The 25071-nt window shown below is 69.4% G+C and carries 18 protein-coding genes; 11 read left to right on the forward strand and 7 right to left on the reverse strand.

The window, feature by feature from the left end:
• Nucleotides 1-127 precede the first annotated feature (127 nt).
• Both H0B54_RS12530 and H0B54_RS12535 read left to right on the forward strand, forming a co-directional pair.
• Nucleotides 128-505, forward strand: coding sequence for a response regulator (locus H0B54_RS12530; protein ID WP_188260584.1), 378 nt, complete (start codon nt 128-130; stop codon nt 503-505).
• Between the two features lie 27 nt (nt 506-532).
• Nucleotides 533-1930 carry a PleD family two-component system response regulator gene (locus H0B54_RS12535; protein WP_188260585.1) on the forward strand — a complete coding sequence of 466 codons (1398 nt, stop codon included), beginning with the start codon at nt 533-535 and terminating at the stop codon, nt 1928-1930.
• 111 nt (nt 1931-2041) lie between these two features.
• Here the strand turns inward: H0B54_RS12535 and rpmG are convergent, their stop codons facing one another.
• From rpmG to rnr, 3 genes are all read right to left on the reverse strand, one after another.
• Nucleotides 2042-2209 carry a 50S ribosomal protein L33 gene (gene rpmG, locus H0B54_RS12540; RefSeq protein ID WP_012974790.1) on the reverse strand — a complete coding sequence of 56 codons (168 nt, stop codon included), beginning with the start codon at nt 2207-2209 and terminating at the stop codon, nt 2042-2044.
• A gap of 129 nt (nt 2210-2338) precedes the next feature.
• On the reverse strand, nt 2339-3862 hold the full coding sequence (locus tag H0B54_RS12545; protein ID WP_188260586.1) for a S41 family peptidase: 1524 nt from the start codon (nt 3860-3862) through the stop codon (nt 2339-2341).
• Between the two features lie 215 nt (nt 3863-4077).
• The gene (rnr, locus tag H0B54_RS12550; RefSeq protein WP_188260587.1) at nt 4078-6363 is read right to left on the reverse strand and encodes a ribonuclease R; all 2286 of its coding nucleotides are present in this window, start codon (nt 6361-6363) and stop codon (nt 4078-4080) included.
• A 125-nt stretch (nt 6364-6488) separates the two neighbouring features.
• Here rnr and H0B54_RS12555 point away from each other — a divergent pair, with 125 nt between their 5' ends.
• On the forward strand, nt 6489-7160 hold the full coding sequence (locus H0B54_RS12555) for a TIGR02117 family protein (RefSeq protein WP_211109347.1): 672 nt from the start codon (nt 6489-6491) through the stop codon (nt 7158-7160).
• Nucleotides 7161-7400: 240 nt separating this feature from the next.
• Here the strand turns inward: H0B54_RS12555 and topA are convergent, their stop codons facing one another.
• From topA to H0B54_RS12575, 4 genes are all read right to left on the reverse strand, one after another.
• Entirely contained in the window at nt 7401-10235 is a 2835-nt protein-coding gene (gene topA / locus H0B54_RS12560; RefSeq protein WP_188260588.1) for a type I DNA topoisomerase, read from the reverse strand.
• A 53-nt stretch (nt 10236-10288) separates the two neighbouring features.
• Nucleotides 10289-11410, reverse strand: a complete 1122-nt coding sequence (gene dprA / locus H0B54_RS12565) for a DNA-processing protein DprA (RefSeq protein ID WP_188260589.1) — start codon at nt 11408-11410, stop codon at nt 10289-10291.
• Between the two features lie 85 nt (nt 11411-11495).
• Entirely contained in the window at nt 11496-12665 is a 1170-nt protein-coding gene (locus H0B54_RS12570; RefSeq protein WP_188260590.1) for a helix-turn-helix domain-containing protein, read from the reverse strand.
• Nucleotides 12666-12808: 143 nt separating this feature from the next.
• Nucleotides 12809-13780 (reverse strand): response regulator transcription factor, encoded by a 972-nt coding sequence (locus tag H0B54_RS12575; protein ID WP_188260591.1) that lies wholly within the window; start codon nt 13778-13780, stop codon nt 12809-12811.
• 356 nt (nt 13781-14136) lie between these two features.
• Here H0B54_RS12575 and H0B54_RS12580 point away from each other — a divergent pair, with 356 nt between their 5' ends.
• The 8 genes from H0B54_RS12580 to H0B54_RS12615 all read left to right on the forward strand — a co-directional run bounded on the left by H0B54_RS12580 (nt 14137) and on the right by H0B54_RS12615 (nt 25068).
• On the forward strand, nt 14137-14964 hold the full coding sequence (locus tag H0B54_RS12580) for a hypothetical protein (RefSeq protein WP_246472508.1): 828 nt from the start codon (nt 14137-14139) through the stop codon (nt 14962-14964).
• Nucleotides 14961-16937, forward strand: a complete 1977-nt coding sequence (locus tag H0B54_RS12585; protein ID WP_188260592.1) for an MFS transporter — start codon at nt 14961-14963, stop codon at nt 16935-16937. Before H0B54_RS12580 ends, H0B54_RS12585 begins: the two co-directional genes overlap by 4 nt.
• Complete coding sequence (locus tag H0B54_RS12590) at nt 16934-17986, forward strand: ABC transporter substrate binding protein (protein ID WP_188260593.1); 1053 nt, start codon at nt 16934-16936, stop codon at nt 17984-17986. The genes H0B54_RS12585 and H0B54_RS12590 overlap by 4 nt, the downstream gene beginning before the upstream one ends.
• Before the next feature lies 1 nt (nt 17987).
• Nucleotides 17988-18773 carry a GNAT family N-acetyltransferase gene (locus H0B54_RS12595; RefSeq protein ID WP_188260594.1) on the forward strand — a complete coding sequence of 262 codons (786 nt, stop codon included), beginning with the start codon at nt 17988-17990 and terminating at the stop codon, nt 18771-18773.
• Nucleotides 18770-20023, forward strand: a complete 1254-nt coding sequence (locus H0B54_RS12600; RefSeq protein ID WP_188260595.1) for an ATP-grasp domain-containing protein — start codon at nt 18770-18772, stop codon at nt 20021-20023. Before H0B54_RS12595 ends, H0B54_RS12600 begins: the two co-directional genes overlap by 4 nt.
• Before the next feature lie 21 nt (nt 20024-20044).
• Nucleotides 20045-20818: a hypothetical protein gene (locus tag H0B54_RS12605; protein ID WP_188260596.1), complete on the forward strand. Its 774-nt coding sequence runs from the start codon at nt 20045-20047 to the stop codon at nt 20816-20818.
• Between the two features lie 150 nt (nt 20819-20968).
• Nucleotides 20969-21730: a hypothetical protein gene (locus tag H0B54_RS12610; protein ID WP_188260597.1), complete on the forward strand. Its 762-nt coding sequence runs from the start codon at nt 20969-20971 to the stop codon at nt 21728-21730.
• A 443-nt stretch (nt 21731-22173) separates the two neighbouring features.
• Nucleotides 22174-25068 carry a response regulator gene (locus tag H0B54_RS12615; protein ID WP_188260598.1) on the forward strand — a complete coding sequence of 965 codons (2895 nt, stop codon included), beginning with the start codon at nt 22174-22176 and terminating at the stop codon, nt 25066-25068.
• Nucleotides 25069-25071: the final 3 nt, after the last annotated feature.

Raw genomic sequence — 25071 nt, forward strand, 5'->3', positions numbered from 1 at the left:
AACGACAATTTAACCGTCGCGGCGGGACAGTGAACGGGATATACCGGTCTTTCCGGGTGTGGTCGCTGCAAGCAGGAGCGCGGGTGGCACAATGCTCGCGGAACCGAACAGCCCCAAGAAGGCGCCGATGGACGACCGAACTGTGAAGCGTGTCCTGATCGTCGAGGACAACGAGCTGAACATGAAGCTCTTCCACGATCTGCTGGAGGCGCACGGCTACGCGACGTTGCAGACCCGCAACGGGATGGATGCTCTGGCCATCGCGCGGGAGCACCGGCCGGACCTGATCCTGATGGACATCCAGTTGCCCGAAGTGTCGGGGCTGGAGGTCACCCGCTGGATCAAGGACGATCCGGAACTGGCAAGCATTCCGATCATCGCGGTCACCGCCTTCGCGATGAAGGGGGACGAGGAGAAGATCCGGGAGGGCGGTTGCGAGGACTACATCGCCAAGCCGATTTCGGTGACGAAGTTCCTGCAAACCGTTCAGAAGTTCCTTCACTAACCTTTCAAGGGATCGGTCGCACGTTCCATGTCCGCTCGTGTCCTCGTCGTCGACGATGTCCTTCCGAACGTGAAGCTGCTCGCGGCGAAGCTGACGCGCGAGTATTTCAACGTCATCACCGCCAGCAATGGTCCCGAGGCGCTTGAGGCGGTCCGGCGGGAGTCGCCGGACATTGTTCTGCTCGACGTCATGATGCCGGGCATGGACGGGTTCGAGGTGTGCGAGAAGATCCGCTCCGACCCCGCGACCATGCACATTCCGGTGGTGATGGTCACCGCCCTGTCCGACGGCGCCGACCGCGTGCGTGGGTTGGAGGCCGGAGCCGACGACTTCCTGACCAAGCCGGTCAATGACGTGGCCCTGTTCGCACGCGTGCGCTCGCTCGTCCGCCTGAAGATGATGATGGACGAGTGGCGGCTGCGCGAGACCACCTCCGGTCACTTCGGGGTCCTGGAGCCGACCGGCACGCTGCGCAGCGAGTCCTTCGAGGGCGCCCGAATCCTGGTGCTGGAGGATTCGCCGCTCGATCTGGCCAAGGTCACCGAAACGCTGCAGCGCGACCATGGCCATGTCATGTCCGCCGACACCTGCGCCACGGCGCTGGAGCGCGCGCTATCCGACGATCTGGACCTCGTGGTGATCAGTCTGACCCTGATGAACGAGGACGGTCTGCGCCTGTGCTCCCAGCTCCGCTCGCACGAGCGCACACGGCAGGTGCCGATCCTGCTGATGGTGGAGGAGGGCGACCTGAATCGCGTCGCCAAGGGGCTGGAACTGGGCGCCAACGATTACGTCGTCAAGCCGATCGACCGGAACGAACTGCTGGCCCGCGCCCGCACCCAGATCCGGCGCAAGCGCTATCAGGAGCGGCTGCGCGCGAACTACGAGCAGAGCCTGTCCATGGCCCTGACCGACAGTCTGACGGGGGTCTTCAACCGCCGTTACATCAACGCCCATTTGCCCCGGCTGCTGGAGCGGGCGATCGACAACCATAAGCCGGTGGCGATCCTGCTGTTCGACATCGACCATTTCAAGGTGGTCAATGACAGCTACGGCCACACCGTGGGTGATGAGGTGCTGAAGGAGGTGTCCAGCCGCGCCAGCCGCAACCTGCGCACCTTCGATCTGGTGGCGCGGCTTGGCGGCGAGGAGTTCGTGGTGATCCTGCCGGACACCGACGCCGAAGCGGCGCTGACGGTGGCCGAGCGGCTGCGCACCCGCATCGCCGACACGCTGTTCAAGGTGACCGCCGATGTGGGCGAGATCCCGGTCACAGTGTCCATCGGCGTCACGGTCGGCGGCCGGCTCGGCGACACCGCCGAAGGGCTGATCCGTCGGGCCGACGAGGCGCTCTACGAGGCCAAGCGCGCCGGGCGCAATCGCAGCGTGGCCGACCCCCGGGCCGACGCCCTGCTGGCCCCCTGACGGGACCGGAACGCTGCGGTGGCCCGAATCGACGGGGCCGGAAAAACACCCCCAGACAAGCAAAAGGCCGCCAAAAGGCGGCCTTTCCGATTCCGGTGGTCTGGGGAAACCTTACTTGATCTTGGCTTCCTTGAACTCGACGTGCTTGCGAGCCACCGGGTCGTACTTGCGGAACGACAGCTTCTCGGTGGTCTTCTTCGGGTTCTTCTTCTTCACGTAGAAGAAGCCGGTGTCGGCCGTGCTCACCAGCTTGATGAGGACGGTGTTCTGCTTCGCCATGATCTCAATCCCGACTAAAAATCCGTGACCCGCCAGCCCGGCGGGGCGGCGTCGTAGCGGGGGAAGATACCCGCTGCAGCCGCGATGTCAAGGGCTAGTAGAAGGCCCCACCCTTGCCCCGAGAGGGGTTCAGCGCTCCGCCACCGTGTTGGTCGAGGACAGGGCAACCGCACGCTGGTAGAGCGCCGGTTCGGCGAGGATGCGCAGCGCCACCTTCAGGTCCAGCTCCGGTTCATGCTCCTTCCAGGGGCAGGCTTCGCGCAGGCGGGCCAGAGCCTCCTCGTCGTCGGCGGCGCGGGCGCGCCAGCCGGCGAACTGCGTCATCGGGCGCGCCCGGCCGTCGCGCAGGTCGGACAGCAGGGCGACGGGATCGTCCTGGCCGGTGCGGCTGGTGCACACCGTCGGCTGCACGCCCTGGCGGTGCAGGGTGTAGCCCGCTGGCGTGTAGATGCGGCTCCAGGTCAGGAACAGCTCGCCGTCGTTGGGCAGGCGGGTGACCGTCTGGACGCTGCCCTTGCCGTAGGAGGAGGCGCCGACCACCACCGCGCGGCCCGAGTCCTGGAGCGCGGCCGCCACGACCTCGGCGGAGGAGGCGGAACGTCCGTCGACCAGGACGACCAGCGGCAGCCCCTCGGCGATGTCGTCGGGGCCGGCCTCGAAGCGCTGGCGGCTGTCGGGGTGGCGGCCCTCGGTCGTGATGATCTTGCCCTGGGCGATGAACAGGTCGGCCACCGCGACCGCCTGGTCGAGCAGGCCGCCGGGGTTGCCGCGCAGGTCGAGCACGAAGCCGCGCAGGCCCTTGCCCATGCTCTGCCGCGTGTACAGAACGGCGTCGCGCAAGTTGGAGGCGGTGGCGGCGTTGAAGCGGTCCACCTTCAGCACGCCGACCTGCTCGGACACGCTGGCGTTCACGGTGTTGGGAACCACGCGCTCCCGGCGGATGGGGGCGCGGCGCGGCGGGTTGTTGTCGCGCGCCACGGTCAGCAGGACCATGGTCCCGGTCGGGCCGCGCAGACGGTCACGCATGTCCGCTTCGCTCAGGCGGGCGGTCAGGTCGCCATCGATCGCCAGAAGCTGGTCGCCGCTGCGGATGCCGGCGCGGTCCGCCGGGCTGCGCGGCAGCACGTTGCGGATCAGGGTGCGCCCGTTTGCCGTCTCCAGCGACAGGCCGATCCCGCCATAGCCCTCGCGCTGGGCGCGTTCGCTTGTGGCGCGCTGGGTGCCGGTGTAGCGGGAATAGCCGTCCAGGTCCGTCATCACGGAATCGAGGACCACCTGATAGACCCGTTCCGGCACCGCCTGATAAAGGGTGGGGGAATAGAGGCGCGCGCGCTCCACCGCCTTGGTGGTCAGCGCGGCCCAACCGGCGGCGTCGGAGAGGGACGGGGCGGCGTACTCGCCGATCAGGCTTCCGGACACATACAGGCGCACGGTGTTGCCCTGGCGATCGGCACGGGCGGTCGGATCGATGGTCGCGAGCCCTTTCAGCCCGTCCAGCCCAAGGCGGCCGAAATCAACCTGTTGCAGGTACACTTCGGCGATCTTGCCGTACGCGACGGCGAAGACCTGCTCGCTGACGAAGGCGGGTTCGGCCGCTGCGGCGGCCGGACGGGGCAGCGGCCCGCCGAGGCTTCCGAGGCCAACAGCGAGCATGGCAGCCGCGAGCGGGACCGACAAACGCCCTCGCGGCGAAAATCCTCGTTTCCGTATGCCCATGGCGCGCCGTACGCGGCCTCCTTTCCCACAGGCGGACCCGGACGGTTGCCCGCCGGATTCGAACGGGTAAGGAATAGCACTTCAGAAATGAGGGCTGGCGGGACAAAAGACGGGGGCAAGACTCTTTGTTGCGGAATGTCCACCACTGTGACTCAGCGGCCACGCTTCCGTTGCTTCTGGGTTGCGCGGCCCGCAGAACGGGCGTCCCGCGGGGGGCGGCCAGGGTGGCCGGATTGCAACGGATGATTGGTGCTGCCCACCTTATCCCCAGTGACGTCCCCCTCGGCGCGGGGCAGGGCGAACAGGGTGCTGCCGGTCAGCGGATCGGCCTCCATCAGCACCACCTTCACCGCGGCGCCCAGCCGGTAGCTGCGGCCGGTGCGCTGGCCGACCAGGGCGTGGGCGCGCTCGTCATGCTCGTACTGGTCGTCGGACAGGGTGCTGGCGGGGATCAGCCCATCCGCCCCGTTCTCGTCCAGCCGGATGAACAGGCCGAAGCGGGTGACCCCGGAAATCCGGCCGGTGAACAGGGCGCCCACGCGGTCGGCCAGGAAGGCGGCGGTGAAGCGGTCGATGGCGTCGCGCTCGGCCGTGGCGGCACGGCGCTCGGTCATCGAGATGTGCTCGCCGATGTCGGTCAGCCCGGCCATGGCCGCATCGTCCAGCCCGCCCGGCCCCAGCCCGTGCGCGCGGATCAGCGCGCGATGGACGATCAGGTCGGCGTAGCGGCGGATCGGCGAGGTGAAGTGGGCGTAGCGGTCGAGCGACAGGCCGAAGTGGCCGATGTTCTCCGGGCTGTATTCGGCCTGCGACTGGCTGCGCAGGATGACCTCGCTGACCAGCTGCGACTCCGCCGTCCCGGCGGCGCGGTCGAGGATCGCGGTGAAATGGGCCGGGGTCAGCCGCGGCACCCGCGGCAGCGTGTAACCGATGCCGGTCAGGAACTCCCGCAGCGTCTCCTGCTTGTCGAGCGAAGGCTGGTCGTGCACGCGGAACAGGCCGGGCATGCCCACCCGCTCCAAGCTGTCCGCCGCCGCGACGTTGGCGCAGATCATGAACTCCTCGATCAGCCGGTGGCTGTCGAAGCGCTCGCGCGCCGCGATCTCCGCCACTCGCCCGCGCTCGTCGAGCCGCACCCGCCGTTCCGGCAGGTCGAGTTCCAGCGTGCCGCGGCGCTGCCGGGCCGCCCACAGGCAGGTGTAAGCGCCGTAGAGCGGGGCGATGACCGTGTCCAGCAATGGCGCCGTCGCCTCGTCCGGGGCGCCGTCGCGGGCCGCCTGCACCTGCTCGTAGGTCAGCCGCGCGGCGGACCGCATCAGGCCGCGCACGAAGCGGTGCCGCAGCAGCGCGCCGTGACGGTCGAGCCACAGATGCACCGCGACGCAGGCGCGGTCCTCGTTGGGGCGGAGCGAGCAGAGGTCGTTCGACAGCGCCTCCGGCAGCATCGGCACGACGCGATCGGGGAAGTAGACGGAGTTGCCGCGCTCGAAGGCCGCCCGGTCCAGCGCCGAATTGGGGCGCACGTAAAAAGCGACGTCGGCGATGGCGACCAACAGATGCCAGCCCCCCTGGTTCGCCGGGTCGGGGTCCGGCTCCGCCCACACCGCGTCGTCGAAATCGCGAGCGTCGGCGCCGTCGATGGTCACCAGCGGGAGGTCGCGCAGATCGGTGCGTCCGGTCAGGGAGGGCACGGCGGCGTGAGACGCCTCGCGCAGGGCGGCGGGCGGGAAGTCGGTGGGCAGCCCGTGGGTGTGGACGGCGATCAGGCTGACGGCACGCGGTTCCGCGGTGTGGCCCAGCCGCTCCGCGACGCGGGCCTGCGGCAGCCCCAGCCGGGCGGCGGGCAGCAGATCGGCCAGCACCAGCTCGCCCGGTTCGGCGTCGTTGCGGTTGGCCGGCAGGACCAGCAGCTCGGTCTTGTTGCGCTTGTCCGTGGGGACGATGCGCCCGCCGTCCGCCGCGGGGTAATAGACGCCGAGAACGCGGCCCACCGTGCCGTCCAACCGGCGGATGGTGCGCGCCTCGTACAGCCGGTCGTTGATGCGGCTGAGCTTCGCCAACACCCGGTCGCCCGCCCCCAGCGTGGGGTGGCCCTTCCGCTCCGGCATCAGGAAGATGCGCGGCGGGTTGCCCTCGCCCGTCCAGGTGACCGGACGGGCGGTGACTTCACCGTCCGCATCGGTGCCGGTCACCTCCAGCACGGCGACCTCCGGCAGCGACTGCGGCGGGGCGACGCGTTTGTTGCGCCCGCGCTCCACCGCGCCGTCGGCCTCCAGCTCCTTCAGAAGCTCCTTGAGCCTTTCGCGGTCGTCGCTGCCCGACAGCTTGAAGGCGCGCGCAATCTCGCGCTTGCCGACCGGAGTCGTGCTGCTGCGGATGAAGGAGAGGACCGTGTCCTTATCGGGAAAGCTGCCGGGGCGGCGGGGGGTGTCGGTCAAGGGAGTCCGTGCCGTGGAGAGTGGATCGCTTAAGTAAGCCCTGGAGGCCGCGAATCCAACCGCCGCGCCATGGCTCCGCCACAAAGACGCGCCAGAACCGTGCCGGACGTGGCGGGAGCGCATCCATGAGGATTGTGCGGTTCGGGGTGGTGCTGGCGTTGGCCGTTCCGGCGCTTGTGGTTGGAGCCTACCTGCTCGCCGCCATGGTTCTGTCCCGCCTTCCGGTGGACGGACAGCCCGCGACGCGGGAGGGCGTGGAGGTCTTCGTCTGCACCAACGGCGTTCACACCGATCTGGTGCTTCCCGCCGTCACGGTGGCCGTCGACTGGACCGTGGACCTGCCGGACGGCGACTTTCCCGGCGCGGACCCCTGGGCGAGCCACCGTTCCTTCGGCTGGGGCGACCGTGCCTTCTATCTGGAAACCCGCCAATGGTCGGACCTGCGGCCGTCCACCGCGCTGTCCGCCCTGTTCGGCCGCGGTCCTTCGGTGATGCACGTCTACGCGCTGCATCGCCCAGCGGGGAGTCCGGACTGCGGGGTGGTGGTGGTGGACGAGGGGCAGTACGACGCGCTGGCGGCCTTCGTGCGCGGCAGCTTCCGTCGCGATGGCGACGGGCGGGTGATGCCCCTGCCGGGCAGCGGCTATGGCGCGACCGACCTCTTCTACGAGGCGGTCGGCCATTACAGCCCGGTCGAGACCTGCAACGAATGGACCGGCAAGGCCTTGCGCGCCGCCGGGGTGACCATGGGCGCCTGGGCGCCGTTCGAAAGCGGCGTCATGCGCTGGGTGCGGTAAGGGGGTGGAGAGCGGCTGTTGTCCCTTATCCCCTCTGGGGAGAGGGTTAGGGGGAGGGGGGTGCGCTTCTGCCGGACATGCCGCCATGCACAACCCCCTCACCGGCTCTCAGCGGATGCCAGAGGCATCCGCTTGCCGTCGTCAGCGCTGGCCTCTGACCAGCGCGAGAGGCCCTGCGGGCCACCCTCTCCCCAGAGAGGAGAGGGTTAAAACGGTGCGGTCGATGAGTATGGGGGAGGATCAAGCCCGCTTGCGGGCGGCGGGCTTCTCCTCGCCGGCGTCGGTCTTGTCGGCCTCGGCCTTCTTGGCCGCGGCTTTCTTCGGAGCCGCCTTCTTCACCGCGTCCTTCTTGGCCGGCTCCTTCTTGGCGGCCGTCGCCTTTGCCTTGGTCGCCTTCTCCGCCTTGGCGGGCGCGTCGGCACCTTCGGCCGCCGCCGGTTCGGCGTCCTTCGGAGCCTTGCCCTTCTTGGCGGCGTCCTTCGCGGCCTTGGCCTCCAGAAGCTCCAGCGCCTGCTCCAGCGTCACGCTGTCCGCTTCCGTGCCCTTGGGGATGGAGGCGTAGACGGAGCCGTGCTTGACGTAGGGACCGAAGCGGCCGGACCCGGTGGTGACCGGCTTGCCGGTCTTCGGGTGGTCGCCCAGCGTCTTGGCGGGGGCGGACGCCTTCTTGGCGGCGCCCGCCAGCAGGTCGACCGCGCGGTTGATGCCGATGGTCAGCACGTCGTCGTCCGGCGTCAGCGACTTGTAGACGCTGCCGTGCTTCAGGTAGGGGCCGAAGCGTCCGATGCCGGCGCTGATGTCCTCGCCCGTTTCCGGGTGGTTGCCGATGCTGCGCGGCAGGGCGAGCAGCTTCAGCGCGGTGTCGAGATCCACGTCGGCGGCGGCCATGCCCTTGGGCAGAGAGACGCGCTTGGGCTTCGGTTCCTCGCTCTTGACCTTCTTCTTGCCCTTGGTCTTCTTGCCGTCGGCGGGGGCCTCCTCGACCACCGCCTCAGCCGGGGCGGCCGCCGCCGGGGGCGGGCCGAGTTGGATGTAGGCGCCGTAGGGGCCGCGCCGCACGGTCACCGGCAGGCTGGTTTCCGGATCGTTGCCCAACTCGCGCGGGCCTTCCTGCGCCTCGCCGTTCTCGTCGTTGGCGACGGCGAGCGGGCGGGTGTAGCGGCATTCCGGGTAGCGCGAGCAGCCGATGAAGGCGCCCATCTTGCCGAGCTTCAGGCCAAGCCGGCCCTGGCTGCACACCGGGCAGACGCGCGGGTCGTGGCCCGGCGTGTCGCTGTCGGCGTTGGTCGGGAAGAAGTGCGGCCCCAGCTCCTCGTCCAGCGTGGTCAGTACCTGGGTGATGGTCAGGTCCTTCGTCCCATCCACCGCGGCGTGGAAGGCGCGCCAGAAGTCGCGCAGCACGGTCTTCCAGTCGATCCGCCCGTCGGAGATCTCGTCGAGCTTGTTCTCCAGGTCGGCGGTGAAGTTGTACTCGACGTACCGGTTGAAGAAGTTCTTCAGGAAGGCGGTGACCAGACGCCCGCGGTCTTCCGGGATGAAGCGCCGCTTGTCCAGCCGCACGTAGTTGCGGTCCTGGAGCACCTGGAGGATGGAGGCGTAGGTGGACGGACGCCCGATGCCCAGCTCCTCCAGCTTCTTGACCAGGCTCGCCTCGGTGTAGCGGGGCGGCGGCTGGGTGAAATGCTGCTCCGGGCTGATGTCGCCGCGGGCGAGGGCGTCGCCCTGCTCCATGGCGGGCAGGCGGCGCTCCTGGTCGTCGTCGGCGGCGCCGTCGTCGCGGTCCTCCTGGTAGACCTTGAGGAAGCCGTCGAACACCACGACCGAGCCGGTGGCCCGCAGCACAACGTCCTTGGACGGCGAGGCGATGTCCACCGCCACCTGATCCAGCACCGCGCTTTCCATCTGGCTGGCCAGCGTGCGCTTCCAGATCAGCTCGTACAGCCGCAACTCGTCGCCTTCCAGGTAGGAGGCGACCTCCTCCGGGCGGCGGAACAGGTCGGTCGGGCGGATGGCCTCGTGCGCTTCCTGGGCATTCTTGGCGGCGGTCTTGTAGACGCGCGGCTGGGCCGGCACATAGCGCTCGCCCCAATGGGAGCCGATCAGGTTGCGGGCGCCCTCGATGGCCTCCTGCGACAGGCTGACGCCGTCGGTTCGCATGTAGGTGATCAGGCCGACCGTCTCGCCGCCGATGTCCACGCCCTCGTACAGCCGCTGCGCGGTCCGCATGGTGCGGGTGGCGCCGAAGCCCAGCTTGCGCGAGGCCTCCTGCTGCAGGGTCGAGGTGGTGAAGGGCGGGGAGGGGTTGCGGCGGCTCTGCTTGCGCTCCACCGTCGCGACCGAGAAGGTCTGCGGGCGGATGCGCGCCACCGCGGCCTCCGCGGCCTCGCGGGCGGGCAGGGCGAACTTGTCGAGACGCTTGCCGTCGAGCTGGGTGAGCTGGGCCGTGAAGGAGGCGCCGCCCGGCGTGGCGAAGCCCACCTCGATGGTCCAGTACTCCTGCGGCTTGAAGACCTCGATCTCCGACTCGCGCTCGCAGATCAGGCGCAGCGCCACCGACTGCACGCGGCCCGCCGAGCGGGAGCCCGGCAGCTTGCGCCACAGCACCGGCGACAGGGTGAATCCCACCAGATAGTCGAGGGCGCGGCGGGCCAGATAGGCGTCCACCAGCTCCCGCGAGACGTCGCGCGGGGCTTCCAGCGCGGCCTGGACGGCGGACTTGGTGATCTCGTTGAAGGTGATGCGCTGGACCTTGGACTCGTCGATCAGCCGTTTTTCACGCAGCAGCTCCGACAGGTGCCAGGCGATGGCTTCCCCTTCGCGATCCGGGTCGGTTGCGAGATAGACGCGTTCGGCCCCTTTGACCGCCTTGGCGATCTCGTCGATGTGGCGCTTGGAGCGGTCGCCCAGCTCCCAGTCCATGGCGAAGTCCTCGTCCGGACGCACCGATCCGTCGCGCGCCGGAAGGTCGCGGACGTGGCCGAAGCTGGCGACCACGGTGTAGTCCGAGCCAAGGTATTTGTTGATGGTTTTCGCCTTGGCCGGCGATTCGACGATGACGACGTTGCTGCCCGGCAAGAGTCCGCGCCCCTGAAAGTGCCTATCCCATACACCGGCGGTGCGGATCGGGATCAGATCAGGTTCACCTGATTCCCCGGCTGGCGCTGGACACGGCCCGCAAGCTCAAGTTCCAGCACCACGGTCAACACCACCGGAGCGGACAATTGGCACCCGCGGACGAGTTCGTCAATGGCAACCGGCGTGTGGCCGAGGTTTTCCAGGATGACGGCGCGCGCCGCTTCAAGGTCCGACTCGGACGGAGGAGCTGGACGGGATTGGGCGAACAGGTCGCCCTGGCGTTCCCGCAGGACCGGCGGCGACAGACTGTCCAGCGCCCGCAGCACGTCGTCCACCCCTTCCACCAAGGCCGCCCCCTGGCGCAGAAGATTGTTGGTGCCCTGGCAGCGCGGGTCGAGCGGCGAACCCGGAACGGCCATCACCTCCCGCCCCTGTTCCAGCGCCATGCGGGCGGTGATCAAGGAACCGGAGCGCAGCGCCGCCTCCACCACCAGCACCCCCAGCGACAGGCCGGAGATCAGCCGATTGCGGCGCGGGAAATGGCGGGCCTGCGGGGTGGTGCCGACGGCGCTTTCCGCGATCACCACGCCCTGCTGCACTATGTCGCGGTAGAGTGTCTCGTTCTCCGGCGGATAGACGACGTCGGCGCCGCCCGCCACCACCGCCGCCGTTCCGCTGCCGAGCGCCCCGGCATGAGCCGCCGTGTCGATCCCTCGCGCCAGCCCGGAAACGACCAGCAATCCGGCCTCTCCCAACTCCCGCGCCAGCCGCTCGGCGAATTTCTTGCCGTTCATCGAGGCGTTGCGCGCGCCGACCAGAGCCACCGCGCGCCGCGTCAGCAGATGCGGGTGGCCCAGAACCGACACCACCGGGGGAGCGTCGTCCAGCGCGGCCAGCGGTTCCGGATAGTCGGGTTCGCAGGAGCAGAGCAGGCGGGCGCCGATGCGGTCGTTGGCGCTCAACTCGCGTTCGATGTCCGCCTTCGGAGCGATGCGCAGCGGTTTGGTCCGCCCGCCGCGCCTGGCGAGGTCGGGCAGCGCCTCCAGCGCGGCGCCGGCGCTGCCGAACCGCTCCAGCAGGCGGTGGAAGGTGATCGGCCCGACATTCTCCGATCGGATCAGGCGGAGCCAGTCGAACCGCTCGGCGGCGGACAGGGGGCGGCGCGGTTGAATCATGAACCACTTCATACAACCGGGCGCGGGAGGTGATCAACACGCAAACGTGTGCGCCACCCGCATCGTCAAGCCGCCGGCCCGGCCGTCATTTGCGCCAGAAGGTGAAAAGCCCCTTCTTCTTCGGCGGAGCCTCCGGTTCGGGTTCAGCCTCCGGCTCGTCGTCGAAGCTGAAGGGATCACCGCCGTCGTCCGCCTCGGCCTTGGCGGTCTCGGTCGGCTCGGCTTCGGCCTTGGGCTCATCCGGATCGTCGTCCGTATCGAAGGAGAACGGGTCCTCGTCCGGTTCCGCGTCCTCCTCCTTGGAGGCATCCTTGGCCGTCTCTTCCGCATCGTCATCGCCGAAGCTGAAGGGGTCGCTGTCGTCGTCGGAGCCGGTCGCTTCGGCCGTTTCGCCGTCGCCCGTCTCCTCCGTGTCGTCGGAATCGAAGCTGAAGGGGTCGCTGTCGTCCTCGTCCTCGTCCTCGTCGAAGCTGAAGGCATTGGCATCACCGCCGCCCGCATCGTCTTCGTCCTTGGCCTCGTCCTCATCGTCGTCGAAGCTGAAGGCGGAGAAATCCGAGGATTCCTCGTCTTCGTCCGCGTCGTCATCGGCGCCGAGAGCCGCCGCGGCAACGGCGACAGCGCTCGCCGCGCTCTGGCCGCGGCGCATCTCCGTCTTGAAACGCTCCAACTCATCGCGAAAGCGATCCTCGGCCTCGGTCCAGCGCTGGCGCTCCTGGTCAAGGGTGGCGAGCAGTTCCTCTTCCCGCGCACGGGCGGCGGCGCGCTCCGTGTCGAGCGCCTGGATCAACTCCTCCTGACGCTGGAGGAGCGTCTCGTGCCGCGTCTCCATCGCGTCGATGACCTCGCGCACATACTGCTCGAAGGCCCGGAACTGGAGCGTCAGAACATCCTCGTCGGCGGTGGCCGCCGCAGCGGTGGCGGCCGTCTTCGCAGCCTTGGTCGCCTTGGTCGTCCGTTGCCCGCTGGGCGGGGGTGGCGGCGGGGAGGGAGGCGCCGCGGCGGAAGGCGTGCGTGGGCCCGTGGGGGTGGCGCCGTCGCCCCCCAGCCAGCGCGACACCAGGATGTAGGAGACCTGAAGCTCCTCCGCGATGCGGCGGTAGCTCCAGCCCTGGGCGCGCAGGCGCTCGGCCAGCCGCTGGCGGTCCGGTTCCTCGCTGGGGGTTGCCGGGCGCGTGGGCAGGGAGGATGTCGGGCCGATCCCCTCCGTGGGGGTCGCGACGACGATCACATCCTTCAGTTTCTGGTCGGCCATCGGGTCTCCGCCGTCCTGCGCGCAGGGCGTTCCTTACGGCGATGTTGGCCGCTTTCGTGGCGCGCTGTCGATCCGGGACGGGTCCCGGTTGAAGCAGTCTGGGCGGGAAACCCGCCGGACCGGGCCAATTCGCGCCGGTCCGGTCAGGTCAACTCCTGGATGTGCTCGACATAGCCGGACAGGGCGGCGATCCCCTGCTCGGTCAGTTCGATGAAAACGCGGCGCCCGTCCTTCTCGTCGGCGATCCGGCGCACCAGCCCGCGGTCGTGCAGTTCGGTGATCCGCCGCAGCGCCGTGGTCTGGGCCACGCCGGAGGCCATGCACAGCGACGACACGGAAATCCGCCGCCCGCGCAGATGGTTGGCCATCAGGTCCAGCAGCATGTCCCAGCAGGGGTCTTCGAACAGCCCCTTCGGGAAGTATTTGTCGCGGGCGACGCGGGATTGCTGGAGGGTTCTCAACACCGTCAAGCGCCGGTTCTCCCCGTTTCCGGCGGGGACGGGGGGTGGGGCGGCGGGTGCGGGGACCGGAGCGGCGTGCGCCGTCTGGCCTTGGCGCAACGCCTTCACCGCCTCGATAAGGGCGAGGCCATGGCGGTAAGCGTCCTCCAGCGCGCCCTGCAACTCGCCATTGCCGGCGGGCGCGGGCGGGGTGGGCAGCGGGGCCGCCGCCTGATGGGCGGCCAGGGCGCGGGCGAGCGCGCCGTGGAGCTGGCTGCCGTCCTGCGGATCGCTGACGAAATCCGCCGCGCGCAGATGCATGGCGCGGACGACGTCCGCCGCCGTGGCGTTGGGCGCGACGACGATGACCTGGAGATGCCGGTGAACGCTCTTGCGCATCCGCTCGACCAGCGCCAGCCCGTCGAAATGGGGCAGGGCCAGCTCCACCGCCACGATGCCGATGCTGCCGTCAGCCTCCAGCGTGTCGAGCGCGGCGATGGGGTCGTGGGTTACATGGATGCGGTGGCCGTTGCGTTCGAAGGCGTCGTGCATGCCGATGCCCAGCGCGCGGTCCGCGCAGGCGATCAGGATGGACGTTGCCGAGACATGAAGGCCGGCGCTGGTTTGGACCGGGCGCACCGGCCACGCCAAGGGTCGCTCCAACTCGATCCGCATCGAAGCCCTTCCCCCGTTGGGTGCATGGAATGCTGTGCTTAAGGATTAACACGCAAAGCAAACCATCATGGATGCAATCATGGTCCAAAATAGAGCGATCAAAAAATGTCTCAAAATTCCGCAAAATTTCGATGGGTTAGGCAAAACGGCATAGAGTAGCCGGGTCGCGGCACTGCCTGTTCTTCGTTTGATGCATCAAAACCAATGAAATGCGCCCAGCGGTTGTGACGCGGTGGACGAAGGCGCGCGGCTGACGGGGTCGGGCCGGAGCGGAGCCATGTCGCTGGGGTCTTCTCCAGACTGGACCCGTCTTGGAAACGGCGGCGCGCGCGATGCGCGTAAGGTGGCCGCACCCCTTGCCGGCACCGGACGCCATGCGCCTGACCCTGACGACCAAGATCATTTTGTTGCTGCAGGTGGCGCTCTGTTTCGCGCTGCTCTCCACCGCGACGCTCTCCTACCTGAAGATGGAGCGCATGGTGGAGGACACCGTGGCGTCCCGCTTCACCGTCGCCCTGCGCGGGCTGGCGGGCGAGGTGGAGGGCGCCGTCAGCCTCGGCGTGTCCATCACGGCGCTGCGCAATCTCGACGCGCTGATCCAGCGCGCGATGGCGCGGGACGACCGGATCACCGGCTTGGTCCTGTTCACCGACACGGGTGAGGTGCTGGCGGCGGCGGGCCGCGGCGGGCCGGTGGGCGCGATCCCCGCCGGCTGGAAGGCGGCCTTCGCCCGCGACGGCAAGTCCGACCGGGTGGCGGCCGTGGCCGACGGCGACAGCCAGGCGCTTCTGCTCGGCATCCGCAACGCCTTCGGCGGCGTGGCCGGCGGTGTCGCCCTGACCTATTCGCTGGGCGAGGTGCAGGCGGGCATCCGCGGCACCATCCCGGATCTGCTGCTGTCCGGCGGCATCAATCTGGTGACCGGGTTGCTGATCACCATGGTCGCGGTCTGGCTGCTGCTGCGCCCGATCCAGCGGCGGCTGCGCGAGATGACCGCCAGCATCAACATGCTGGGCATGGGCGAGCCGCCCAACCTGACCCCGCAGTTGGTGGCCTTCGCCCCCGGCCTGAAGGACTTCGCGGATCGCATCCTGGAACAGCAGCAGCACGGCGCGGAGGAAGGCCATCCCCAGCCCGCCGACCCGGCGGCTGAGACCGCGCGCCCGGCGGGAGTCACGCCATGAAGCTGTCCTTCATCCGCCGCCTGAACTGGATGCTGACGGGCGTCGTGTCCGTGCTGATGCTGGTCAGCCTCGCCGTCCAGACCAACCACGTCAACACGCTGTTCCGCCCGCTGATCGAGCCGGAGCTGGCCCGCAAGGCCGAGGTCGTCGGGTCCTACGTGGTCGCACAGATCGACCGCGCGGTGGCGCTCGGCTTCGAGCTGGACAAGCTGGTCGGGGTGGACGAGCTGCTGTCCGACGCGCTGTCCGCCAACCCGGACGTCAAGTATCTGGCGCTGGAGATCGGCGGTCGCCTTTATGCCTTTTCCGGCACCGAGGAGGCGCGGTCCGGCGACCGTCTGACCGTTGCGGACACCCCGCCGGAGGGCGGGTCCCCGCAATTCCTCGACACCGTCCTGCCGCTGGAAGGGAACGAAGAGGCGCGGCTGCATGTCGGCGTCGATTCCGGCTATGTCCGCTCCGCCATGAACGAGGTGGTGTTCGACCTCGGCTCCGTGCTGATCGTCGCCATCCTGCTCAACATCGAGATTCTGCTGCTGGTCGTCGGCACCTCCGTCGCGGCGCCGCTGCGGCGGGTGACGGCGGTGATGAAGCAGGCCGCCGACGGGCATCTCGGCGTGCGCGTCGCCCTGCGCAACCGCGACGAGGTGGGCGAGTTGTCGCGTGCCGTCGACTGGGCGCTGGACAGCGTGCAGCACAAGGCCGACATGTCCGCGTCCGAACCGGCCATGACCAAGATCGGCATGATGCAGCGGGTGGTGGAGCTGCGCTTCGCCATCTTCATCTTCTCCCTGGCGGAGGAGCTGACCCGCACCTTCCTGTCCGTCTACATCAAGCAGCTGTTCGAACCGGTGCCCGGCCTGTCGATGGAGATGGTCATCGGCGCCCCGATCGCCCTGTTCATGCTGCTGTGGGCGGTCAGCCAGCCGATCGCCGGCAGCGTGTCGGAACGGCGCGGGCGGCGGGCCGTCTTCCTGGGCGGCGCGCTGCTGTCCTTCGCCGGTCTGGTCGGCTCCGGCCTCGCCACCGACCTCATCCAGCTCATCGTCGCGCGCTGCCTGACCGCCATCGGCTACGCCAGCGTCTTCATCGCCGCGCAGGGCTTCGTCATCGACGCCACCGATCCAAAGCAGCGCGCCCAGGCCATCGCCATGTACGCCGGCGGCATCCTCAGCGCCGGTGTCTGCGGCCCGGCCATCGGCGGCGTGATCGCCGGGCAGGTGGGCTTCCGCACGACCTTCCTGATCTCCGCCGGGCTGGCGCTGCTGGCCGCCTTCATGGCGTGGCAGGTGCTGCCGCGGGTGCGCGCGTCCCAGGCGAAATCCAGCCGCGGCCTGCGTCTGACCGACGCCGTGCTGTGCCTGCGCAACCCGCGCTTCGTCGGGCTGGCCGTCTTCAGCGCGGTCCCGGCCAAGCTGGGGCTGACGGCGCTGCTGTTCTTCCTGCTGCCGCTGGCGCTGGACGACCAGGGGGTCAGCCAGTCCTGGATCGGGCGCGTGCTGCTGCTCTACTGGCTGCTGATGATCGTGGTGTCTCCGATGGCCGCGAAGCTGTCGGACCGCTCGGGCCAGCGAATCGGCTTCCTGGTGGTGGGCGGGCTGGTCGCCGCCGGGGCGGCCTGGGTGCTCTCGATGCCGGGGTCGCTCGGCACGGCGCTGGCCGGGGTCGCCCTGCTGGGGGTGGCGCACGCCATGCTCGGCGCGCCGCAGCTCGCCATGCTCGCCGACGTCTGCGTCAAGGAGCGGGCGGCGCTGGGCGAGACCACGGTGATCGGCATGTTCCGTCTGATCGAGCGGCTGGGCTCCGTCATCGCCCCCTTCCTGGCCGGGCTGTTCCTGGCCCACTACGGCTACGCCGGGGCGCTGAAGGGCATCGGCGCGGTGCTGGCGGCCTGCGTCGCCGTGCAGCTTCTGCTGAGCGCCCTGTTCCGCCCGCGCCCGCCCGCCGACTTCCCGCAGAGGACCCCCGCATGAGCCTGTCCCGCCGCACCGTCCTGACGGGAGCCCTCACCGCCGGAACATTGACTGCCGGAACGCTGGCGGCTGGCGGTTTCCCGGCCGTTGCGCAGACCGCCAGGACCTTCACCGCCGCCAGACCGGCGCGCATCGTCGTGCTGACCCCGCGCAAGGATGTGGGGGACGTGCTGGGCCTGCGCGACTTCATCGCGTCGAGCGGCCTGTCGGCCACGGTGGAGGTTCGCGAGGTGCCGCAGACCTCCGCCATGCCGACGCTGCTGCCGGAGATCCGGGCGTCCAAGCCCGATCTGGTGGTGACGGTCTTCACGCCGCTGACGCTGGCGACAGTGGGGCGCTACGACGATCCGGACCCGTCGCGTTTCCTGACCGACGTGCCGGTGGTCTTCACCTCGGTCACCGACCCGGTGGCGTCGCGCGTCGTGCGCGCGCTCGACCGTCCGGGGCGCGCGGTCACCGGCACGCGGCACATTGCGCCGGTCGCGGTTCAGATGAAGACGATGCTGTCCTACCGGCGCTGGAAGAAGATCGCCGCGGTCTACAACCCGGCGGAGGACAACATGGTCGTCGCCGTGCGCGACCTGAAGGAGGAAGCCGCCCGCCAGGGGGTTGAGCTTCACGACGCCCCGCTGCCGCGCGACGCCGCCGGCGCGGCGCTCGCCGCCGCCATTCCCGACCTGATCGCCGACGCGGCCCGCGCCGGAGCGGAGCTGGTCTACATCGGACCGGACACGCTGGTCGCCTCCAACAACAACGCGGTGGTGGCGGAGCAGGCGCTGGCCCATCGGCTGGCCACCTTCTGCTCCACCGAATTGCCGATCCGCCGGGCCAACCTGCTGATGGGGCTGGTCAGCCCGGCGGTCAACGTCGGGCGCTTCGCCGGTCTGAAGGCGGTGGAGATCCTGACCGGGGCCAAGCCCGCCGACGGCATCCCGGTGGAGACGCTGAACCGCTTTTCCCTGCTGCTGCGCATCGGGGCGGCCAAGCAACTGGACCTCTACCCTCCGATGCGCCTGCTCAACATCGCCGAAATCGTCCAGGACGCCTGACATGACGGTCCTCTTATCCCCCGAACAGACGGTCCACACGGGCATGCTGCGCGTTCGGCGCGGCCAGCCGGTCCGCGTTCCCTACCGCATCCGCTTTCTCGGTCCCGCCGACCTGCCGGCGCTGGAGGCGTTCCGCGGCTACATCTTCGGGCAGCTGCCGGACATCGACGCCTATTTTCCGGAAACGCCGGAGTTCGCCGGGCTGCATCTGGGCGAGCGCGGCGTGACGCTGGGGCTGGAGGCCGAGGGGCGGCTGATCGGCTGCGCCATCCTGGGCCTGCCGCAGCCCGGCATGCCGGCCTTCGTGGATGACCTGCCGCAAGCCCGTCCCGCCGTCACCGCCACCGCCCACATGGCGAGCTGCATGGTCCATCCGGACTTTCGCGGCAACGGGCTGCAACGGCTTCTGGTGACGCTGCGCACGCTCCACGCGCTGGGGGCAGGGCGCCCGCATCTGTTCTCGCGCGTCGCCCTGTCGAATCCGCGCAGCCTGTCGAACCTGCTGGCCGGCGGCTTCCTGGTGCGCCGGGTGCTGGTCATGCACGCCAGCGGTCGGCTGCGCTACCTGCTGCACCGCGACCTGGGAGCGGCCCCGCCCGCCTGGGTGCCGGGCAGCGAGCGCGTCTTTGCCGTGCCGGAGCTGGAGGAGCAGAGGGCGGTGATCGAGGCCGGCTGGGTCGGGCGTTCGGTGGAGCTGGATGGTCCCGTGCCGCTGGTCACTTACGCGCGCCCGGTGGAGGCGGTGCAGGCCGTGCCGCAGGACGCCGCGCTTGAGGTCACGCCATGAGCGCCCCCCGCAAAACGGCGGTTGTCGTCGACCCCTATTCCACCGGCATCCTTCTGGCGCCGCGCCTGCGCGCGCGCGGCTACGAGGTGATCGCGGTGCAGAGCCGCCCGGACCTTGCCCCGTCGCTGCTGCGCAGCTGTCAGCCCGACGACTTCGCGGCGCACATCCTCCACGACGGCAATCTCGACGGGCTGGCCGAGCGGTTGCGCCCTCTGGCCCCGGCCTTCATCCTGCCGGGCAACGAGTCCGCGGTGGAGTTGACCGACGCGCTGGGCGCCGTTCTGGGCACGCCGGGCAACAGCCCGAAGCTGACCGCCGCGCGCCGCAACAAGTTCATGATGATCGAGCGGCTGGCCGCCGCCGGCCTGCTGACCGCCCGCCAGACCATGGCGACCGGCGCCGCGGAGGCGGTGGAGTGGGCGGCGCAGGCGGGCTGGCCCGTGGTGGCGAAGCCGATGGCCAGCGCCTCCACCGACCATGTCTATTTCTGCGACACCCCCGCCCAGCTGCGCGCCGCCGTGGACGCCATCCTGGGCAGCCGCGACTTCTGCGGCTCGACCAACGAGCGGGTTCTGGTGCAGACCTACCTCGACGGCCTCGAATACGTTGTCAACACGGTCAGCCGCGGCGGGCGCCACTATGTCTGCGACGTGCTGCTGTCGGCCAAGCGGGCGCTGAACGGGTCGCCCTTCGTCTACGACTACTATCGGCTTCTGCCGCCGGACGAGCCGGTGGCGCAGGCGCTGATGGCCTACATCCGCCGGGTTCTCGACGCGCTGGAGATCACCGACGGTGCCGGCCATGCTGAAGTGCGGATGACCGCCCGCGGCCCGGCGCTGGTGGAGATCGCGGCGCGCGCCATGGGGCCGGCCGGCTCCACCACCGCCATCGCGGCGGGCACCGGGCACGACCAAGTCGATCTGCTGGTCGATGCCTTCGACGGAGCGGCGGCGGTCGGGCCACTGCTCGACGGCCATTACCGGTTCCAGGCCGACGCGATGGTCCTCTATCTGCCGGTGCTGGTGTCGGGCCGGGTGGAGGCGCTGCCGGACCTCTCCATTCTGGACGGGATGGCGAGCGTGCGCGGCTACGGCCTCGTGCTGCGGGTTGGGGACGAGGTGGTGCCGACGCTCGACCTGACGCAGGTGCTGGCGAAGGTCTATCTCGCGCACCCGGACCGCGCCGTGTTCGAGCGCGACTGGGCCGCCATCCGCTCGCTGGAGGATCGCCTCCAGCCGGTCGTCGCGTAGCGTCGGAGCGGGCGGGCGGCAATGGCGCATGTCCCCTACGAGCAGCACTGGGCCGCGGCCCGCAAGCGGTTCGAGGCCGCAACGGCGAAGCACCGGCCGAAGGAGGCCAAGGCCATCGCCGCGGCGCTGAACGGCGACGCCGCGGTGATCAAGGCGCTGAAGGCCGGCGACGCCGTCCACCGCGCCGCCACCACCGGCGACGCCGCCGCGAAGGATCTCGCCGCCGCGGCGAAGGACTTCCTGAAGGCGCGCAAGGCCTATCTGGCCGCTCTGGACAAGGCGCTGGACGAGGAGGCGGCCAGCCGCGGCGACAAGGCCGCGGCGGCGGCCTGCGAGCGGGCGATGAAGGCGCTCGCCAAGGACGTCGCCGATCTGGATGCGGCCATCGGTGCGGACGCCGACCGCTTCAAGGCGCAGGCCGCGCAAGCCGAAAAGGACGCCGCCTCGGCGGAGCGGGCGCAGAAGCGGTGGGAGGCGAACATCAACGGCGCGCTGGCCCGCGCCGCCGCCGGGGTCGCCAAGGTGCGCGCCAAGCCGACGCCGGAAACCTACAACGAGTTGTTCCCGGCGCTGGCCCGCGATCTCGCCGCCCAACTCGCCGCGGCGAAGGCGCTGGACGGGTTGCGCGCCGATCCGGACTTCTACCGCCGGAAGCTCGCCCCCTGGGCCGGGCAAGGCGGTGACGGACCGCCGATGCGCGTGCCGCCCGACTACACCGCCCGCCAGATCACCGACCTCATCAAGGAGTTCGCCACCGTCTGCAAGGGCGTGGTGCAGCTGGTGGGTGGGCGCTGATGGAAGGGGCGGAATGGGAAGCCGCCGTTTTGGACCCAATCGGTTCCGGTAGTGGTGGGAGAGGAGCAATCGCCGATTCCGAGGGGCGCGCCCGCCTCCTACCATGCAGACCGATAGGGTGAATGATTGGTTAAGCGGAGGAGCTGAGACATGGGTGGTCCCCTGAAGCGCATCGACATCCCGGACATCCTGACCCAGAAGGACTGGGACAAGAAGAAGGGCGCCATCGCCAAGATCGCCGGCAAGACCGGCATCGGCGACGCGATGAAGGCGGTGGACAAGGCGCACGGCGCCATCGACTGGAAGAAGCTGAGCGTATCGTTGAACGCTCCCAGCAACGCCACGCTGGACGATCTCGACTCGCTGCTGGACGAGGCGCGGGCGGAGTACAAGCGCTCGGTCGAGCCGCTGCGCACCCAGCTCCAGAAGCTCCGCGATCTGGCCGAGGCGACGGCGAAGAAGTTCAAGTCGAACAAGCTGATCCCGAAGGATTCCGCCGCCCACGCGGAGAAGGTGGCCAAGGCCGCCGACCAGCTCTTCGTCGCCTTCAACCAGTCCTCGCTCGGCGACAAGATCGTCGACGACTATGAGGGCATGAAGGACGCCATCGAAAAGGCCGACAAGGTGCGCGCCAAGGGTCGGGAGATCCTGGAAAAGTACATGCTGTCCCTGGCGAAGAAGCTGAAGACGGCGAAGACGGTGGACGATTTCCAGGATCTTTGGAAGGAAGACATCCGCGGCGTCGGCACCCAGCTGCCGAAGATGCCCGAACTGAAGTCCTTCTTGAAGGAATGGCGCAACATCTCCTCCCAGGACGGCATCCCGGAGACCGACGAGGATGTGAAGAGCCGCTGCAAGGAGGTGATGGCCGTGCTCGCCCGCATGGACAAGCAGATGAAGGCCATGGCCTGACCACGTCCAGCACCGCGGCCGATTGGGTGCCATCGAGCCGATTGGGTGCCATTGATAGGAGCGTCCGGAATTTCGCCGGTGTTCTGGCGGTTCCGGACGCTTTTTCCATTAGCGATTCCTGTTGAATCCGTCATCTCCGATGGTCTGCGCCAAATACAGGCCATATCCCTGATTGAGAGGTTAAAACCACAATTTCTATAGGATTTACGTTTGATGAAGCTTATTGCGAATTTCTGAGTCGTTGTTGCGCCGATGGCTGATTATACTTCGCCGCGTAGCCGGTTTCGGTATCACGGGGTTTCTGCTTTAAATGGCTGGGTGCATCGGTATTTCCGCAGCAACGGTTTTGCGATACCTCTCATGATTGGATTGGCTCGGCGCCTGTCGACCTGCGGGTCGGACTGCGGCCTGTGCCATGCGCCTGTCAAAGGAATCATGCCCCGGTGCCTCTGCCGTCTGCCGCCATGCCGTCCGTAACCGCCATTCTTGCGTGTGTCGCCCGACGGCTGGGCGCGGTTCTGCTCCTCGCCCTTCTTTTCGCCACCCCGGCCCTGGCCACCGTCCTGCCGCAGGCGGAGCGCGGCGTGCTCGACCTGCGGGGCTGGTACGCCGACCTTGACGGGCCGGTGTCGCTGGACGGCGAGTGGCTGGTGTCCTGGGACCGTCTGGCCGGTGAGGAAAGCCTGAATCCGCTGCCGGAGCTGGACGGCCGGCTCTGGACACCGTTCACCCTGCCGGCGATCTGGAACGGGACCGAGCGCCCGGACGGGCGGGAGATGGGCGGGATGGGGGCCGCCACCTTCCGCCTGAAGATCCTCCTGCCGCCCGGCATGCCGCCGCTGACGCTGAAGATGCCGCCGATCAACTCCGCCATGCGGGTCTGGGTGGACGGCCGCTCGGTCGCCGCCGCTGGGGTTCCGGCCGTGGCCGCCGCGCAGGAGCAGCCATCCTCCGTCTCCCGCTTCGTCACGCTGCATGGCGGTCAGCGGGTGATCGAGCTGGCGGTGGAGGTCTCCAACCACTTCCATTTCGAAGGCGGGATCGGGCGCACGATCTATCTCGACGCCAACGGCGGGCTGTCGCGGCTGTGGCAGCGGCAGTTGATGACCAACGCCGGGGCGTTGATGTCGTTGTCCCTGATGGCGCTGTTCATCGGCGCCTTCCTGCGCCGACGCTTGTCGGCGGCCCCGCTGTTCCTGGTGATGCTTCTGGCCGCCTGCGCCATGCGGCTGATCTGCACCAGCGAGCTGCTGCGCGTCTTCTTTCCCGGCGTGTCGGAGGTGTGGGCCTACCGGCTGGAATATCTGCCGATCTACATGTTCTACCCGATCTACTTCCACCTGCTGCGCGAACTGTTTCCCGGATGCCTGCACCGCGGGGTGGGGCGCGCCATGATGGCGGTCGCGGTGCCGGGCATGTTCCTGGTGCTGGTGACCGAACCGGCGCAGTTCACCCAATTTCGCGACGTGGCGAGCCTGCTGCTGGTGCTGTCGGCCCTGTATTTCGCGTGGCGCCTCGCCGTGGCCGCCCTGCGCCGCCATTCCGGGGCGCTTCTGCTGGGGGCGGGGGCGCTGGCCTTTCTGGGGTCGGTGGTGCACGACGCGCTGATGTACGCGCATTTCTTCGAGAGCATCGACCTCGTGCCCTACGGGGCGCTGCTGTTCCTGTTCAGCCACGCGCTGGTGCTGGGGCGGCGGGTGGAGACGGCCTTCCTCAACGAACGCCGGCTGTCGCAGGAACTGGCCACCCTCAACGAGGGGCTGGAGCGACAGATCGCCGAGCGCACCCGCGCCCTGTCGGACAAGTCCGCGACGCTGGAGCGCTTCCTCGCCAACCTCAGCCACGAGGTCAGGACCCCGCTGAACGCCATTCTGGGCATGGTGCGGGTGATCCGCCGCGAGGGGCCGACCGCCCAGCTGGACGAGCGGTTGCGCGTCGCCGACGGGGCGGGGCGGCATCTCGTCTCCATGCTCGACACCATCCTCGACCTGTCGCGGTTGGAGGCGGGCCGGATGGAGCTTCATCCCCAGCCCACCGACGTGGTGGCGCTGGTCGAGGACGCCGTGGCGCTGATGCGCGCGGGCGCCGAGGAGAAGGGCCTCGCCCTGTCCCTGACGGTCAGCGGGCTGGGGGCGGCACGCTTTTGGATCGATCCATTGCGCCTGCGCCAGATCGTTCTGAACCTGCTGAGCAACGCCGTGAAGTTCACCGAACGCGGTGGGGTCGAGGTGTCGCTGACCGCGAAGCCGGCGCCGGCCGGTGCGGCGAGCGGGACGGTTGTTCTGTGCCTGACCGTGGCGGACAGTGGCCCCGGCGTGCCGAGGGCGGCGCAGGCCATCATCTTCGAGCCCTTCCACCGGTTGGAGGGGAACCGGCTGGAAGGCAACCGCCGCGACGGCGCCGGGCTTGGGCTGGCCATCGTGAACGGGCTTGTCCGTCTGATGGGGGGCACCGTCTGCCTGGAGGGCCGGCCGGGCGGCGGTTCCCTCTTCACGGTGTCGCTGCCGACCCGCCCGTTGCCGGTCGCCGACCCGTCGCCGGACCGCGCCGCTCCCATGCCCGTGCCGGGCAGCCTGGACATCCTGGTGGTGGAGGACGCGCCGGAGAATCAAGCCATCCTTCGCGAGTATCTGGCGCCCGGCGGCCACCGAGCCGTCTATGTGGAAAGCGGCGAGGAGGCCCTGGCGGTGCTGGCCACCCGCGTCGTGGACGTCGTGCTGCTCGACATGCGGCTGCCGGGGATCGACGGGGTGGAGGTGACGCGGCGCATCCGCGCCTTGCCGGACGCCGAGCGGGCGCTGGTGCCGGTGATCGCGGTGACCGCCAACAGCTCTCCGGAGGATCGGGCGGATTATCTGGACGCCGGCGTGGACGAGGTGGTGGCGAAGCCGGTGGACCCGGACGCGCTTCAGGACGCGCTTGCCCGCCACGCGCCGTCCGGCTCCTGCGCGCCCGCTCCGTTTTCCGCCGTGCAACAGACGCCACTCCCGGGGGCGCCACTCCCGGGGGCGCCGCTCACGCGGATGCTGCCCAGGGCCGACAGCGCGCGGCTGATGGACCGCTTCGCCCAAGCCTGCCGGGAGGTGCTGGCGATTCTCGATGATGCGGAGTCGTCGCCCCGGCGTGTGGCCGACGCGGCCCACCGCATGAAGGGCAGCGGCGGCACCTATGGCTTTCCGGAGGTGAGCGCCGCGGCGCGGGCGCTGGAGCGGACAGCGCAGGCCGTCGAATGCGGGAGCGGCGGGGCCGCTTCCATGCAAGGGGATGCGGCGGCGCTGCGGGACCGGCTTCACGCCGCCCTGCGCGCCATCGAGAAGGGGGAGGCGGGGCTGACATGACGG

Origin of the sequence: Azospirillum tabaci (assembly GCF_014596085.1) — a bacterium.
Taxonomy (GTDB): Bacteria; Pseudomonadota; Alphaproteobacteria; order Azospirillales; family Azospirillaceae; genus Azospirillum; species Azospirillum tabaci.